The following is a 14,883-nucleotide window of genomic DNA, read 5'->3' as shown; positions in this document are numbered from 1 at the left end:
TTTCAGCATCCATTTGTTCCGTTGCCATCACAACAGAGCCATCATTCCAGTCCCAATCAGAAGCGGGACGGTCTGTATAAATTTCAATTCCATTTCCATCTGGATCTGCTAAATAAAGCGCCTCACTTACCAGATGATCTGAGGCTCCCTGCAGCGGATAGCCGACCTGAAGCAAGTGCTTTAACACTCTTCCTAGATCCGCTCGGGAAGGCAATAAAAGTGCAAAGTGATAAAGTCCTGCAGTCCTTCCCTGCTTCGGAATGACGTCCGCTGGCTGTTCAATTGATAATAAAACTGTTTTTCCATCAACAGTTAACTTCGCTGATCTTTCAGTTTGTTCTAATACCTCAAAGCCGATTACTTCTTTGTAAAAAGTAAGGGCCCGTTGCAAATCCTGGACTTTAAGGTTTACCTGCCCTACAAATGTAACTGGTGGGTTGTGAAAATTCATGTTTGTTACCTCCTTCTTATGCATTCTTTGATTGGAAAAGAACATTGTCTAGTGCGAAAAGCGACTTGTTTGTCATAGCAAGATAAATGGAAATCATCATTAATGCTAAATCAAGTTCATAACCAGCCATTTGGCCGTTACCTAGGAAGCCGCCGGCAACCTTTACCTTGATGATCGCAACCGCTAAAACGATAGCGAATAAAAGTGAAACGATTCTTGTTCCCACTCCTAATATCATTGCCAAACCGCCAACTAATTCAATGAGTGCAACAATATATGCTGAGAACCCTGGCAAGCCCAGGCTTTCAAAGAATCCAACTGTATTCTCAATGCCGCCCTGGAACTTTGCTGCACCGTGAATTAAAAATGTAGCCCCTAAAAAAACTCTTAAGATGGTTGAGCCTATTTCATTATTTTTTAGCATTGTCTTTATCTCCTTTTATTATATTGTTGAATTTAACGCAAAACGATAACTCCAACGCAATTTGTTAGTTAGTTACTTTATGTAAGTAATTATATTTTCATAATTAAATTACGTCAAGTATGTTTTTGATAAAAAGTAATTTATTTTTTGATTTAAGTGTTTATAATATAAGTAAGGAGTGATTTTATTGGATAAATCAATTTGCCCTAGATTTGAAAAAGCCATGAGTATCTTGAGCCAACGGTGGACAGGAATGATTATTTACCAGCTGTTGACTGGTCCTCAGCGTTTTTGCAGCATTGAATCTTCCATTGGTATTAGTGGCAGGGTACTTTCTGAGAGGTTAAAGGATTTGGAGAACGAAGGAATTGTAAAACGTGAAGTTTATCCAGAAACTCCAGTTCGCATCGAATATTCATTAACTGATAAAGGGTTGGCACTTGAGCCTCTTATGAGGGATATAGAAAAATGGTCACAAAGCTGGCTGGAGGTTTAGTACATTTTACAACCATCAGCATACAGCTTATATAGATCGGACAAATTTCAGTTGAAAGCACTCTTCTATCGGAAAGAGTGCTTTTTTCATTGAAATTAAGCAGAAAACAAAAACTCAAGACATGTTCTGTGCTAGTACCGGCGCAAAATCCAAATTTCTCCATAAACTATACATAAAATGAGTTGAATTTCTCCAAACTATATGTATAGAACTGGAGGTGAACGGAATGGGATTATTAAACGCGCTGAACCAATGGAGAAATACTAGATATGAAAATCACATTACCAATATGAAAGACCAGAATAAATGCCCGGACTGCCATGGAAGAGGATATTATCCTTTCTCTGCAAATGAGTTTGTTTATTATGCTGCCCCTTATGAATGCCCTGGCTGCAACGGGAGCGGGCTGTATACAGACTGGAATGCAAGTGCAAATTGATCCACCAAATAAAAATGGCCGCTGTTATCATTCATTCAGCGGCCATCTTATTGAAATTAGTAGATGAGATATTCTTCCCTAACCTGTTTAAACTGGTTTAATTCATCTTCCCATTGTGCTTTCATTTCTTCTACTGATTGTCCATTTTCAATTGCTTCCCTGATCCAGCCATTACCAGTCAGAAGATCGAAGAAGGAGATTCCCTTGCTGTCTTCTGCACGGAACTGGAAGTCTTCAGGATACATATCATGGATTGTTTTTACAATGTGAAGTCCTGTTTCTACTGGTTTGTATGCGTTCTTGTCAGTGATATGAATCTGAATTCCGTGAGAAAGTACGCCGGCGTGCTTTGAAAAAGTAGGAATGAACGATGCTGCACGGAACTTAACACCTGGTAGATTCAAAGAGTTCAATTCAGCTGCAAGGTCATCCGAATTGATAAACGGCGCACCGATTAATTCGAAAGGCGAGGTCGTGCCCCTTCCTTCCGATACATTTGTTCCTTCAATCAACGCTGCCCCAGGATATACTAATGCTGTGTCCAAAGTTGGCATATTCGGGGAAGGCGGAACGAACTCAAGCGGTGTTTCATCGTAAAACATTGTGCGCTTCCAGCCATTCATTTCTACTACAGTTAAATCTGCACCAATATTAAACTCTTTGTTGAAAAGCTTTGCCAGTTCCCCAACGGTCATGCCGTGGCGAAGCGGGATTTCATAGTTGCCTACGAACGACTTATACTTAGTTTCTAGTACAGGCCCTTCCACTTTATGCCCACCAAGCGGATTTGGCCGGTCAAGTACGATGAACGGAATATTGTTTTCTTTTGCGGCTTCCATTGCATAAGCCATTGTATAAATGTACGTATAGAATCTTGTACCGACATCCTGGATATCAAAAAGCAGGACATCAACATTTGCTAGCATTTCAGGTGTAGGCTTTTTTGTTTTTCCATAAAGGCTGTAAACAGGGAGATTCGTTTTTTCGTCAACGTAGTATTCAACGTAAGCTCCAGCCTGCGCACTCCCCCTCACACCGTGTTCTGGGCCATATAATGCCGTCAATTCCACATCAGGATCGTTGAAAAGCAGGTCAACAACACTTGTCATGTTCTTGTCAACACCAGTCGGATTCGTAATTAGACCTACACGCTTGCCTTTAATTAAATCCTTATGATCGCTTAAAAGCGCTTCTGCACCAACCTGGAACTTTTTATGCTCCTGGCTTTTTCCCTGGCCGTTATCGTGATCGGCCATTGCTGCAGTTAAAGATGATAGGATCAGGACGGTTGTAAGGACTGTGACTAGCCATTTTTTCATCAATCTCACTCCTGTTTTCACTTATTTTTTCAAGGTTACTAGATCCTATTTAACTTATATCTTTTAAAAGATGGGAATCCCGCGTAAAAGTCTCTTTATTCCGCTACTTTTTATCGAAATCCCGCGAGAATCCCACTGCATTCCGCAAGAGTGGCTCCATATCCCGCAACTTCTTGTCGAAATCCCGCAATGTGGAAATATCTGGAATACAAGTAAAGGACGGTTAATAGGATTACCCCTGCTTCATCAATAACTCAACCCATGTCCAAATCCATAAAGCACGCCGCCATCCAGTCCAGGAATCGTGATTGGCAGCTTTCCTGTTGGTGAAAATTCACCGAAGATGGCTCCTGCTGAAGCATCAAAGCTTGCAGGCCTAAAACCATACTGAGTGAGATAAGCATCAATTTGCGGAAATGCCATAATGTCATAAGGGTTCCTGATACCCACCCCAATTACAGGTGCATTTGTATGCTCAATAATCTGGTTGATCATCACCATTTGCGCATTTGATGGTGAGCGGCCCGAAACACTGAATGTATAGGAACCTACTACCACTGCACTTGCATTCTTGATTTGTTCAAGCTGAGCTTCTGACAATTTGTATGAAGTCGATGCAATTACCGTTGTGTTTTGATGGCGCTTTTGAATTGCAGCTGCTAAATCGCCAATATAAGAGTTGCCGACCACAACGACGTTTTTATCGCCGTCTAATTTCAAAGGCAGGGCAGAATCGTTTTTAACTAATGTTATCGACTTTTCTGCGGCTTCTTTTTCGATTTGTTTATGCTCTGCTGACCCAACTACCTGCTCCGCATTTGCCACTTTTTCATCCACAGTAAGGGGATTTTCTTCCTTGATGACTCCGCGTTTAACCTTTAAGGTTAAAATTCTTTTTACAGATGCCTCGAGACGATCTTCAGTTATTTCTCCGTTTTTAACAGCATCCAGCAATCCAGTAGCAACTTCCTCGAGACCCACAGGCATCAAAACGATATCCGTACCTGCCTTGACAGCGCGGATTGCTGCATCTACAGCACCAAAATGGTCAGCGATTGCTTTCATGTTCATCGCATCTGTGGTGATGACACCTTTGTAGCCCATTTCTTCACGCATCAATTCTGTCAGCACCTTATAAGAAAGGGTAGCTGGAATTGCTATTTCTTCACCAGTTTTTTGGGAGATGGCCTTTGTTCCATCAATTTTAGGGAAAGTGACATGAGCTGTCATGATCGCATCGATGCCAGCTTCCATCGCTTTTTGGAATGGATATAGCTCAACTTCCTTTAGACGCTCCTTATCATGAGGAACTTCTGGCAATCCAAGATGGGAATCGACTGCTGTGTCCCCATGGCCCGGGAAGTGCTTGGCTGTTGCGGCGACACCAGCTTCCTGAAGGCCTTTTGTATAAGCTACTCCTAAATCAGCTACAAGCTGAGGATCTTCACCGAATGAACGAACACCAATGACCGGATTGTCCGGATTATTATTAACGTCCATTACCGGCGCAAAGTTCATATTGATGCCGAGTGAAGCAAGCTCTTCGCCAATGGCGTTCCCTACGTTATGGGCGATTTCAGGTGAACGAGCTGCTCCTAAAGCCATGTTGCCTGGCATATCTGTTCCTGATTGAAGCCTTGTGACAATACCGCCTTCCTGATCGATCGTCATCAAGAGGCCGTACTTTTCGGCTGCTTCCTGATATTGTGAAACAAGGGTGGCAGTTTGTTCTGTTGTCACAACATTTTCGCGGAAAAGGATGACTCCGCCTAAATGATATTTCTTAACAAGCTGTTCAATTTCCGGCAGCATTTCTGTTACGTTCTTACCCTTCCAAGTCCTGAAATCTGGCATCAGCATCTGGCCGGCTTTTTCTTCTAATGTCATCTTATTGATGGCATTTCCAATTACGTCATATCTTTTGCCTTCCTCCTTGATCACTACAGCTTCAGATTCAGGCTTTCCTTTTTGGCCATCTTCTTTGGAGGAAGGATTCACTTTATAATCAAGTGCAATACGGTCCTTATAGACTCCATCTGTAACGGTTATGAATGTTCTTCCATTTTGACCGGTGAACTTCACGTTTCCATTTTGGTCTACCTCTGCTACATTTTTGTTTGCAGATTCCCACACCAGATTCTTGGAAGCGAGCATGAAGTTTCCTTCACTGTAAACATGAAGGGCCTTCAATTGCAGGCTTCCATCCTTGATTTCATATTCTGCTTCAGGCACGTTCTGATAAATCACAAGGTCTTCCACTTTATTGGTTTCCTCTGCATTCGCCTTTTTCACGGAACTGCCTATCAGCATTTGTGAAAAAGCAAGAAGAAAAACCAATGAGTAAACAAATACTTTACTCATTTTTCTCATGCATATCTCCTCCATTTTTCATATTTTATCCAAATCATAGAAATTTAATGGATCAATAATTCCGCTGACTCCAGCCTTCTCCTGAAAACTCAGCTGGTGCTTGTTCACCATTAGAGTTTACTAGTTTAATATTATCGAGATACCAACCACGGCCATTCGTGTAACTGTCTGTCTTATAACGGAATCTGATGAATTTGGTTGTTTCAGGAATATCCGCTTCATACTGATCCCAGTCAACACTGCTGCCCGTAAAGACAGTTGCTTCTTGCCAGTTTTCACCGTCTTCGGAGATTTCCAGGTACCCATAATCCGCTTGAGCTTCGATGCGGTGCCATGTTTGGAAGGATAGTTTTGCAGGTTTGTCCAGCTTCACTTCTGCAGTCAAAGAGCGCTCAATCTTATCTCCATAGCCTGAGAACCAGGCAGATCCATCAGGAATATCAACAGGAATGGCATCTGCAACCTGTCTTGCCAGCTGTCTTCTGGCAACATTTGTTGAAACAGTGCTTCTGCTTGGATGAACACGATTTGTCAGCAGGATCGCAATCGTGCCATTGTTCTTATTCGCCACAATGGATGTACCCGTATAGCCAGTGTGCCCCATCGTAGATCCCTCTGATAATGCATCCATGAACCAGCCCTGTGCCAGCTCCCAGCCTAATCCATGGTCATCTCCAGGAAATTGTGGAATCTGGTTTTCAAGAATTTTATTAACGGTTTCCTGCTTGAGGATTTGAACGCTTCCATAGCGGCCGTCATTCAAATACATATGGGCTAGCTTTGCAAGGTCCTCTGCAGTCGAGAATACTCCTGCATGCCCCGCAACACCATCCAATGACCAGGCGTTTTCGTCATGCACTTCTCCCCAGACTATACCCCTGTTTGTCCATGGCTGATATTCAGTGGCTGCGATACGGTTTTTCAGGGAAGCAGGAGGATTATACATTGTATCGTTCATGTTGAGCGGTCCAGTTATATGCTCTTTAACATACTCATCTTGCCGCTGGCCTGAAAGGCGTTCAACCAACACTCCGAGCGTGATCATGTTGAGATCGCTGTATGTATATGTGCTGCCCGGCACATTGCTTAAAGGTTGCTTTAAAACGAGGTTGATTCTGTCTTCACGACTGTTTCCTTTTGTATAAAGAGGTACCCATGCAGTGAAACCGGAAGTATGAGTTAAAAGCTGCCTTATTGTCACATCTTCCTTGCCGTTCTCCGCGAACTCAGGAATGTGTTTGGAAACTTTATCATCCAATTCGAATTTCCCTTGATCGTAAAGAATCATTGCAGCTGTTGTAGTGAATATTTTACTGATGGAAGCGAGGTCAAAAATCGTATCTTCCTGCATCTTGATAGGATTGCTTGATTCGGTTAATTTATCATCTTCATATTGGTAGGCGTATCCATAGGCTTCTTGTTTGACGATATGTCCTCTGCGGGCAACAAACGCTACAGCGCCAGGCATAACCCGATCAGCAATCATCTTTTCCATTTGGCCATCGATTTCATCAAGCGGCTGCTGGAGCATTCCCGCTCCTCTAACAGAGCCATTGTGCAGCACTGGTGATAACGGACCAGGTTTGTCCCATGAAAAAACAGGGTGAGCTTTTTCAGTCGAGGTTTTCCCCTCCCTTTGTTCAATCGTTGAACCAGGTCCAGGATAGCCTTCCGCAAATGATACCGGAATCATCACTCCAGTACCTAGCACGGCAGCTAACGCAATTGTGAGTGGTTTTTTCTTCATGTTTCCTCCTTTTCCGAGCAATTGCTCTCTTAGTGAATTTAATATCTATGAAAAGGCTTTCATGATGTATCTTTAGACTATCTAAGGAACAGTATAGATGTCTATACCACTATAGACCCAAGGAGCATTTTAAAATCAAAAACCCGGGACATCCGGCCCGGGTTTTTAGATTCAATTTAATTGGGAAAATTCTGATTACAAGTATTATTAACAGTTTAAAAGATTACCATACTAGATTTCTTTTTTTCGGCGCAAATTATCCTTCTGCTTGATCCAATACCTGATTCCTCTGCCTGCGTATGGCTCATCCCTAAATCTTGGAATGACATGAAGATGTGCATGGAAAATGGACTGTCCCCCTGCCTTTCCTGTGTTCCACCCGACACTGTAGCCATCAGGCGAGTATTGCTGATCCAGCATTTCTTTGGCACGATGCAGGAGTTCCTGTGTATCTGCCCACTCCTGGTCCGATAACTGAAACACATCAGATTTATGGTGTTTTGGAATGATCAAGCCGCTGCCAAGCAGGACTTTCTGCTCCGATTCCTTTTGGATGAAGTAGCATGTCTCATTCTCAAAGACGATTTCCTGCTCTTCATCGGCAAATACATTGCAATATGGACATCCTTTATGGGACATGTTTTTTATCCTCCAGATTTAATAGTTGACTGATTTCGCACCGGTTATCAGACAAAAATAAAGCAGCGGCCATTTTTAGCGCTGCTTATCCTACACTATTCCTTTATTAATTTTTTCATCGCATGGATCTGTCCAAGATGGTAGGATTCATGGAACAGTGCCATATTTGCAAGTTCACCAAAAGTTTCAAGGCCCAGGAATGGCTTTTTAAGCTGCTGATCCAGCAGCGCTGCCGGGATTTCCTTTATTCTGCCTAATTGCTCCTTTAATTGCCCAGCTAACACCTCGACAGAAGGAACATCTCCGCTCCAATCTGCAGGACGAGTTCCATTGCCAAATAGCTCTATGTAATTTGTCGGAAGATGAATTGATTTTTGAGGATACCCCATCAGAAATTGCTCAGTCACGGTTAACACATGGCCAATATGCCAATGGATTGTATTGTTAAAGTCCTCCGGCTGGACACTAGCCTGCTGTGCAGAAATCGCTGCAACTTCTTTTAAGAAAAATCCTCTCGTCATTTCAAATTGCTTAAATAATAGTTCACTCATATTCATTCTCCTTCCCAGCTTGTAATACGTATTATACCTATTCTAATTTCTGGCAGTATATGCTGCAAGTAATTCTGATTAAACATACCAAATACCCAATTAGGTATTAAGTGGTAAAAAAGGAAAATGACTGACAAACTTTGTTCAAAACATTATGGCTTATCTGTGTCTTCACACTTTATTCACAGATTTATACAAATTCATTTGCTATTTTATAAGTGTAATCATTAATTACTAATTTTGAAGGGAAGCGATTTATATGTTCGCGAAATGGTTAAGAGAAAACAATGTTGCTGCTGGCCTTTTGACTGTCATACGTGTCTGGCTCGGATATAACTGGATGCACGCTGGATGGGGAAAATTAACTGGTGAGGGATTCGATGCTTCTGGATTTTTGAAAAATGCTGTTGCCAATCCGGTTAAAGGCCCAGATGGAAACATGGTTTACAGCTGGTATGTATCTTTCCTTGATAACTTCGCTATTCCAAATATCGATCTTTTCAACTTCATTGTTCCGCTTGGTGAATTCCTGATCGGGCTTGGACTTATTCTTGGATGCTTAACAACTGCAGCAATGTTCTTCGGTCTAGTCATGAATTTCTCTTTCTTCCTTGCCGGAACAGTATCTCATAACCCAACTGACATCTTCTTTGGCTTCATCATCTTGTTTGCCGGATTCAATGCTGGCAAATACGGTTTAGACCGCTGGGTTATCCCCTTCATTCGCAAAACTGTCTTAAAACAAACACCTGAGCCGGCCCATAAAGCTGCCTAATAAATAGAACATCCCCTCCGAGCAATTTGATCGGAGGGGATGTTTATATCCATTTTTTTATTCAGTTATTGTTTTTAACATGATTTTTTTTCTAAAACCGCCACTGCGGGTCTTTTTAAGTTGACGCATGAATTCGACCTCGGACTCTGTAATTCCTCTGTGCTCTGCAATGGCATAAATCACTTCCAATAGATCTACAGTTTCACTCAGCAGCCTGTCTGTACCAGCATGACGAAATTTCTCAACTTCTTCATTAAATTTCTCCTTTAATTTCTCACTAAATTGCTTGCTGTCTAAAACATCAACCTCGATTTCCCTTCCCTTTTCTTTCATTAATTCGGGAAAATAATCTCTTACAAGCTTGTTATACACTTTTTTCTCCATGTCATTTCTCCTTTTGATGTCCTCTTGATAAACATATCCTTTATCATATGGGTTCAAACTCATTTCCTCTCAAGAGCTTAATTAGGAATTGCCGGCTTGTGATACAATATTCACAATGAACTCCTTTAAAATAAGGCTCTGTTAAGCAAGGCTGTTGATTTTCGTTCCAAGCGCTTCGCTTTCCGCAGGGCTGGCGCTGAGCCTCCTCGTCGCTTCGCTCCTGCGGGGTCTCACCTGACCAGCTAAGCCTGCAGGAGTCTTCGCGCCTTCCACTACAATCAACAGGTTTTAAAAAACAACATTGGGCGTTAACAGAGCCTAAAATAAATGGAGGAAATAGGATGGATACTCGACAACTATCATATTTTGTACAGGTTGCTAAAGATAACAGTTTTACGGTAGCCGCAAGAAACCTTCATCTTTCTCAGCCCGCACTCAGTAAAATGATTAAAAAGCTTGAGGAGGACCTTGGCGTCCAGCTGTTTGACAGATCTGAACATAAAATGTCTTTAACGGATGCTGGAGAAAGGCTGTTCGAAGAGGGACAAAGAATTCTTTTAGAAATGGATTCCATTACCGAATCCATTCAGGATACAAAAAATTTAAGGACAGGTAATGTAAGTGTAGGAATACCGCCTGTTATTGGCACTAGCTATTTTCCACCTCTGATTGCGAACTTCCGAAATGATTATCCAGGCATAAACCTTTCGATTATTGAAAATGGTGCGGTTACAGTATACGAAATGGTTGAAAAGGGATATGTTGACCTTGGCATTGTTATATTGCCCGAACTCTCGGACCGGATTGAATATATACCTGTAACTGAGGATAAGGTAGTGTTGATCGTTCACAATGATCATCCGCTTGCAAACCGTGATAAGGTAGTGTTCGAGGACTTAAAAGATGAAACATTCGCGTTGCTAAACGAAACCTTCCTGCTACACCATCATGTTGTCAAGGCTTGCAGGGAGGCGGGATTTGAACCGAATATTTACTTCAAAAGCTCACAGTGGGATTTTCTCACTGAGCTAGTCTGCCTTAATCAGGGAATTTCCATTATGCCAAGGCCAATTTTAGCTCGTTTCAATAGTAAAAGCATTAAGCAAATCCCCATTGACCATCCAGAGATGACATGGCGGATTGCCATCATCCTAAAGAAAAATCGATATGTCAGCTTCGCCGCTAAGAAATTTATTGAATATGTAAAAGCAAATATCAAATAGCGACTTATGATTGCTTTTTTAGGTTAAAAGTAATTCTTATATGTACTATTTAGGGAGTGCCTGGCTTTAGTCCGGGCTCTCTCTTTTTTATTTCTCTATAACCAAAAGTTATTCTGAATATGAATTTTATGTATTTTATTTTATTATTGTTAACGCTTACATTAAGAGTGTAGATAATTTAACTCATGTAGGGGGCTTACATTATGAATAGAATGGAAGGCAAGATTGCTTTTGTTACAGGAGGAGCAAGAGGTATCGGACGCCAAATCGTGGAAACGTTTGCGCATGAAGGTGCGAAATTAGTCTATTCTCTTGATATGGGAATTGGAGAATACGATTTGCCAAATGTACGCCATGTAGAATTGAATGTAACGAATCGCGACCAGGTTGCGAAATTTGTTGAAGAAGTTAAAAACGAGTTTGGTACTATAGATGTTCTTGTCAACAATGCCGGAATTACACGTGATGCCTTAATCCAAAAGATGACTGAAGATATGTGGGATGCAGTTATTGATGTGAACCTGAAAGGCGTCTTCAACCTTACACAGGCAGTAGCACCAGTTATGATGGACAATGGCAAAGGATCAATCGTAAGCATCTCCTCTGTCGTAGGAGTATACGGAAACGTCGGCCAGACAAACTATGCTGCCACAAAAGCTGGTGTCATCGGCATGACTTATACATGGGCAAAGGAATTCACGCGCAAGGGCGCAGCAGTCCGGTCCAATGCAATCGCTCCGGGATATGTTGAAACGGAAATGATGGCTACTGTGCCAGACAAAGTCCTCCAGCCAATCCGGGAAAAAACTCCACTTGGCCGTCTAGGAAAGCCACAGGAAATCGCTAATGCTGTTCTTTTTCTTGCTAGTGATGAATCAAGCTATGTGAACGGTCACGTTCTTGAAGTGACAGGCGGATTAAGACTATAACCGACTCACTCATTTGGACAAAAATGAAAAACAGATAATGAGGTGTTTACTATGTCTTCTGTAAAAATCATTACATCAAAAGAAGCAGCAAGCCTGATCACCGACAATTCCGTTGTTGGCCTTGGTGGTTTTATCGGCGTGGGCGTTGCAGAAGAAATCTATATAGAAGTTGAAAATCGATTCATCGAAAACCAGTCACCAAGGAATTTAACCCTGGTCTATGCAGCAGGGAATGGAGATGGCGTGGACCGTGGCATGAACCACTATGCCCACGAAGGGTTAGTAAAAAGAATTATCGGCGGGCATATGGGTCTTGCTCCAAAATTCCAGCCGCTTGTGGTCAATAACAAAATCGAAGCCTATAACCTGCCGCAGGGCGTCATATCGCAAATGTTCCGTGATGGAGCTGCAGGCAAACCGAGAACGGTTACTCATGTTGGTCTTGGGACTTTTGTAGATCCAGACCTTGATGGCGGAAAATTGAATGAAATCACGAAGGATGAAATCGTCGAAAAAGTAACATTCGATGGCAAACCTTATCTTGCCTATAAAACACAGCAGATTGACTTTGCTCTCTTGAAAGGTTCGGTTGCTGATGAAAACGGTAACATCAGTTTTGAAAAAGAGCCGCTTACACTGGAGATCCTTTCAATTGCCATGAATGCACGCAACAGCGGTGGAAAAGTGATTGTACAGGTAGAGAAAATCGTCAAGAACGGTACAATCGATCCTAAGCTGGTTGCCATTCCGGGAATTTTGGTTGATTATGTTGTCGTTGTAGAAAACCCTGCAAATCATATGCAAACATTTGGCACGCAGCTGAATGAGGATTTCTACCGTGGGGATATCGTTCACCAGCGATCTGATAAAATATACCCACTAAACGAGCGAAAGGTTATTGCCCGCCGTGCAGCAATGCTTTTGAATGAAGATACTAAAGTATTAAACTATGGTATCGGAGCGCCAGAAATAATCGCGAACGTCCTTCAGGAAGAGGGAATGAATGACCAGTTCACACCAACATTGGAACCTGGTGCAATTGGTGGTACGGCGGCCGGCGGCCTTGATTTCGGCTGTTCAATCGGTCCACAGGCTATCGTTGATCAACCATATATGTTTGATTTTTACGATGGCGGCGGGATTGATGCAGCGTTCCTTGGCCTTGCGCAATGTGATGGTAAAGGCAATATCAACGTATCCAAATTTGGTCCTAAAATAGCAGGCTGCGGTGGATTCATCAATATCACACAAAATGCCAGCCAAATTGCATTTTGCGGAACCTTCACGGCTGGCGGATTAAAGGTCCAGGCGGATAGCGGCAAGCTTGAAATCCTTCAGGAAGGCAAGGCGAGAAAATTCCTTGATGAAGTAGAACAGATTACTTTCAGCGGGGATGTAGCCCGTGAAAATAAGAAAAAAGTAATCTATATTACAGAGCGTGCAGTCTTTGAACTATTGCCCGAAGGACTTACCCTGACAGAAATTGCACCAGGGATCAATCTTGAAAAGGATATTCTGTCTCAAATGAATTTCAGGCCTTTGATTGCTAAAGACTTAAAGTTAATGGATAGCAGAATTTTCATGAATGAACCTATGGGTTTATTGGATGAAAAACCAGCAAGCATCCGTAAATATGCAGCAGTATAATAAGAAAAGCGCAAGCGCCTTGGTCAGCCCCGACAAGCGCTGGAGGGCCGACCGGTGAAGTCGTTCTTTGACTTCATTGGGCGGACCGAAGCGACTCGAGGGGCTAGGCGCTGGAGCTGGACATTTCTCGAAGTGAAATTTATACTTTCTTATCTTTTAACAATCAATTCATAGACAATGTCTTGAGTATTAGAAAGGGGATTCCCATATGGAGCTATTTATAATTCTTCTGGCTCTTGGATTATTGATGTTCACAGCTTACAAAGGATTTTCCGTAATTCTGTTTGCACCAATAGCAGCGCTGCTTGCAGTACTGCTGACAGATCCTAGCCATGTGCTTCCGTTCTTCAGCAATATCTTCATGGAAAAAATGGTCGGTTTCATCAAAAGCTATTTTCCTGTATTTTTGCTTGGTGCTATATTCGGTAAAGTTGTTGAAATGTCCGGAATTGCTGAATCGATCGCCAAATCAATCATTAAACTAGTTGGCGGTACTCGCGCAATTCTTGCTATTGTTTTGATGGGCGCAATCTTAACATACAGCGGCGTAAGCTTGTTCGTTGTCGTATTCGCAATTTATCCTTTTGCTAAAAATTTATTCAGGGAAGCAAACATTCCAAAAAGACTCATCCCTGGAACAATTGCACTTGGTGCCTTCACCTTCACAATGGATGCACTTCCAGGTACACCGCAAATCCAGAACGTTATTCCAACAGGTTTCTTTGGAACAGATATCTATGCAGCACCAACACTCGGGATCATTGGTGCGATTCTCGTTTTCACACTTGGTATGGTTTACCTTGAAACACTTAGAAAAAGAGCGGCTAAACGCGGCGAAGGTTTCTATGGATTTGATAACGCTGAATCAGCAGCTGCTGCCGAAGCAGATGCATTAGAAGAAGGCGCAGCAAAAATCGATTTGACGGCACACACAAGCACTCTTAAATCAGTACTGGCTTTCGTTCCATTAGTCCTGGTTGGAGTAGCTAACAAGTTTTTCACAGTGAATCTCCCTAAGTGGTATCCTAATGGCTTTGACTTCTCGAAAATCGGGCTTGAAGCTTACGGAACAATCCAAATTCCTGCAGTCGTCGGAATCTGGTCCGTTGAATTAGCACTTATCCTAGGGATTATCGCTACCTTATTGTATAACTGGAAAGGTGTTACAGGAGGCTTCAAGTTAGGAATTAATACCGCTATCGGAGGAGCATTGCTTGCTTCTATGAACACAGGTGCTGAATATGGATTTGGCGGAGTCATTTCTTCCCTTCCTGGTTTCTCTGTTGTGAGTAAAGGAATTTCATCCACTTTCTCAGATCCGTTAATCAACGGAGCAGTGACAACAACCACTCTTGCGGGGGTTACAGGTTCCGCTTCCGGCGGTATGGGTATTGCCTTAAGTGCGATGGCAGACACATATATGAAAGCAATCACTCAATTCAACATTCCGCCAGAGGTTATGCACCGTGTCATCTCTATGGCATCCGGC

15 protein-coding genes are annotated in these 14,883 nt (G+C 42.4%); 7 read left to right on the top strand and 8 right to left on the bottom strand.

Annotation, left to right across the window (positions count from 1 at the left end; all coding sequences use genetic code 11):
- On the bottom strand, positions 1-451 hold a 451-nt coding region (locus WB217_RS05865; protein ID WP_423991551.1), incomplete at its 3' end, for a VOC family protein.
- 16 nt (positions 452-467) lie between these two features.
- Complete coding sequence (locus tag WB217_RS05860) at positions 468-875, bottom strand: DoxX family protein (RefSeq protein ID WP_423991549.1); 408 nt, start codon at positions 873-875, stop codon at positions 468-470.
- Between the two features lie 187 nt (positions 876-1,062).
- On the opposite strand from WB217_RS05860, the gene WB217_RS05855 reads away from it, so the two are divergent.
- Together WB217_RS05855 and WB217_RS05850 are read left to right on the top strand one after the other, a co-directional pair.
- Positions 1,063-1,371 carry a winged helix-turn-helix transcriptional regulator gene (locus WB217_RS05855; protein ID WP_423991547.1) on the top strand — a complete coding sequence of 103 codons (309 nt, stop codon included), beginning with the start codon at positions 1,063-1,065 and terminating at the stop codon, positions 1,369-1,371.
- 226 nt (positions 1,372-1,597) lie between these two features.
- Positions 1,598-1,810, top strand: coding sequence for a methionine aminopeptidase (locus WB217_RS05850; protein ID WP_335432207.1), 213 nt, complete (start codon positions 1,598-1,600; stop codon positions 1,808-1,810).
- 56 nt (positions 1,811-1,866) lie between these two features.
- On the opposite strand, the gene WB217_RS05845 is transcribed toward WB217_RS05850, so the two are convergent.
- The 5 genes from WB217_RS05845 to WB217_RS05825 all read right to left on the bottom strand — a co-directional run bounded on the left by WB217_RS05845 (position 1,867) and on the right by WB217_RS05825 (position 8,436).
- Positions 1,867-3,129 (bottom strand): exo-beta-N-acetylmuramidase NamZ family protein, encoded by a 1,263-nt coding sequence (locus tag WB217_RS05845; RefSeq protein WP_423991545.1) that lies wholly within the window; start codon positions 3,127-3,129, stop codon positions 1,867-1,869.
- A gap of 246 nt (positions 3,130-3,375) precedes the next feature.
- Positions 3,376-5,499, bottom strand: a complete 2,124-nt coding sequence (locus tag WB217_RS05840; RefSeq protein ID WP_423991543.1) for a glycoside hydrolase family 3 N-terminal domain-containing protein — start codon at positions 5,497-5,499, stop codon at positions 3,376-3,378.
- 52 nt (positions 5,500-5,551) lie between these two features.
- Entirely contained in the window at positions 5,552-7,246 is a 1,695-nt protein-coding gene (locus WB217_RS05835) for a serine hydrolase (protein ID WP_423991541.1), read from the bottom strand.
- A gap of 231 nt (positions 7,247-7,477) precedes the next feature.
- The gene (locus WB217_RS05830; RefSeq protein WP_423991539.1) at positions 7,478-7,885 is read right to left on the bottom strand and encodes an HIT family protein; all 408 of its coding nucleotides are present in this window, start codon (positions 7,883-7,885) and stop codon (positions 7,478-7,480) included.
- A 95-nt stretch (positions 7,886-7,980) separates the two neighbouring features.
- Complete coding sequence (locus WB217_RS05825; RefSeq protein ID WP_423991537.1) at positions 7,981-8,436, bottom strand: DinB family protein; 456 nt, start codon at positions 8,434-8,436, stop codon at positions 7,981-7,983.
- A gap of 259 nt (positions 8,437-8,695) precedes the next feature.
- On the opposite strand from WB217_RS05825, the gene WB217_RS05820 reads away from it, so the two are divergent.
- Entirely contained in the window at positions 8,696-9,211 is a 516-nt protein-coding gene (locus WB217_RS05820) for a DoxX family membrane protein (RefSeq protein WP_423991535.1), read from the top strand.
- A 57-nt stretch (positions 9,212-9,268) separates the two neighbouring features.
- On the opposite strand, the gene WB217_RS05815 is transcribed toward WB217_RS05820, so the two are convergent.
- A complete protein-coding gene (locus WB217_RS05815) occupies positions 9,269-9,595 on the bottom strand; it encodes a phosphoribosyl-ATP pyrophosphohydrolase (protein ID WP_423991533.1) in 327 nt (108 codons plus the stop codon).
- A 341-nt stretch (positions 9,596-9,936) separates the two neighbouring features.
- Here WB217_RS05815 and WB217_RS05810 point away from each other — a divergent pair, with 341 nt between their 5' ends.
- The 4 genes from WB217_RS05810 to WB217_RS05795 all read left to right on the top strand — a co-directional run.
- Positions 9,937-10,818 carry a LysR substrate-binding domain-containing protein gene (locus tag WB217_RS05810; RefSeq protein ID WP_423991531.1) on the top strand — a complete coding sequence of 294 codons (882 nt, stop codon included), beginning with the start codon at positions 9,937-9,939 and terminating at the stop codon, positions 10,816-10,818.
- A 203-nt stretch (positions 10,819-11,021) separates the two neighbouring features.
- A complete protein-coding gene (locus WB217_RS05805; protein ID WP_423991529.1) occupies positions 11,022-11,747 on the top strand; it encodes a beta-ketoacyl-ACP reductase in 726 nt (241 codons plus the stop codon).
- Positions 11,748-11,798: 51 nt separating this feature from the next.
- Complete coding sequence (locus WB217_RS05800) at positions 11,799-13,394, top strand: acyl CoA:acetate/3-ketoacid CoA transferase (protein ID WP_423991527.1); 1,596 nt, start codon at positions 11,799-11,801, stop codon at positions 13,392-13,394.
- A gap of 208 nt (positions 13,395-13,602) precedes the next feature.
- A partial coding sequence (locus WB217_RS05795) for a GntP family permease (protein WP_423991525.1) occupies positions 13,603-14,883 on the top strand: 1,281 nt, incomplete at its 3' end.

Source organism: Mesobacillus sp. (genome assembly GCF_049588175.1).
Taxonomy (GTDB): domain Bacteria; phylum Bacillota; class Bacilli; order Bacillales; family Cytobacillaceae; genus Mesobacillus.
Note: the sequence above shows the minus strand (reverse complement) of the source record. Positions and strands in the feature narration are given on the sequence as shown.

Bases quoted from the DNA above. Each gene is read 5' to 3' on its own strand.
- WB217_RS05805 (WP_423991529.1), top strand. From the start codon at position 11,022: ATGAATAGAATGGAAGGCAAGATTGCTTTTGTTACAGGAGGAGCAAGA.
- WB217_RS05825 (WP_423991537.1), bottom strand. From the start codon at position 8,436: ATGAGTGAACTATTATTTAAGCAATTTGAAATGACGAGAGGATTTTTC.
- WB217_RS05830 (WP_423991539.1), bottom strand. From the start codon at position 7,885: ATGTCCCATAAAGGATGTCCATATTGCAATGTATTTGCCGATGAAGAG.
- WB217_RS05820 (WP_423991535.1), top strand. From the start codon at position 8,696: ATGTTCGCGAAATGGTTAAGAGAAAACAATGTTGCTGCTGGCCTTTTG.
- WB217_RS05810 (WP_423991531.1), top strand. From the start codon at position 9,937: ATGGATACTCGACAACTATCATATTTTGTACAGGTTGCTAAAGATAAC.
- WB217_RS05800 (WP_423991527.1), top strand. From the start codon at position 11,799: ATGTCTTCTGTAAAAATCATTACATCAAAAGAAGCAGCAAGCCTGATC.
- WB217_RS05835 (WP_423991541.1), bottom strand. From the start codon at position 7,246: ATGAAGAAAAAACCACTCACAATTGCGTTAGCTGCCGTGCTAGGTACT.
- WB217_RS05845 (WP_423991545.1), bottom strand. From the start codon at position 3,129: ATGAAAAAATGGCTAGTCACAGTCCTTACAACCGTCCTGATCCTATCA.
- WB217_RS05815 (WP_423991533.1), bottom strand. From the start codon at position 9,595: ATGGAGAAAAAAGTGTATAACAAGCTTGTAAGAGATTATTTTCCCGAA.
- WB217_RS05850 (WP_335432207.1), top strand. From the start codon at position 1,598: ATGGGATTATTAAACGCGCTGAACCAATGGAGAAATACTAGATATGAA.
- WB217_RS05860 (WP_423991549.1), bottom strand. From the start codon at position 875: ATGCTAAAAAATAATGAAATAGGCTCAACCATCTTAAGAGTTTTTTTA.
- WB217_RS05840 (WP_423991543.1), bottom strand. From the start codon at position 5,499: ATGAGAAAAATGAGTAAAGTATTTGTTTACTCATTGGTTTTTCTTCTT.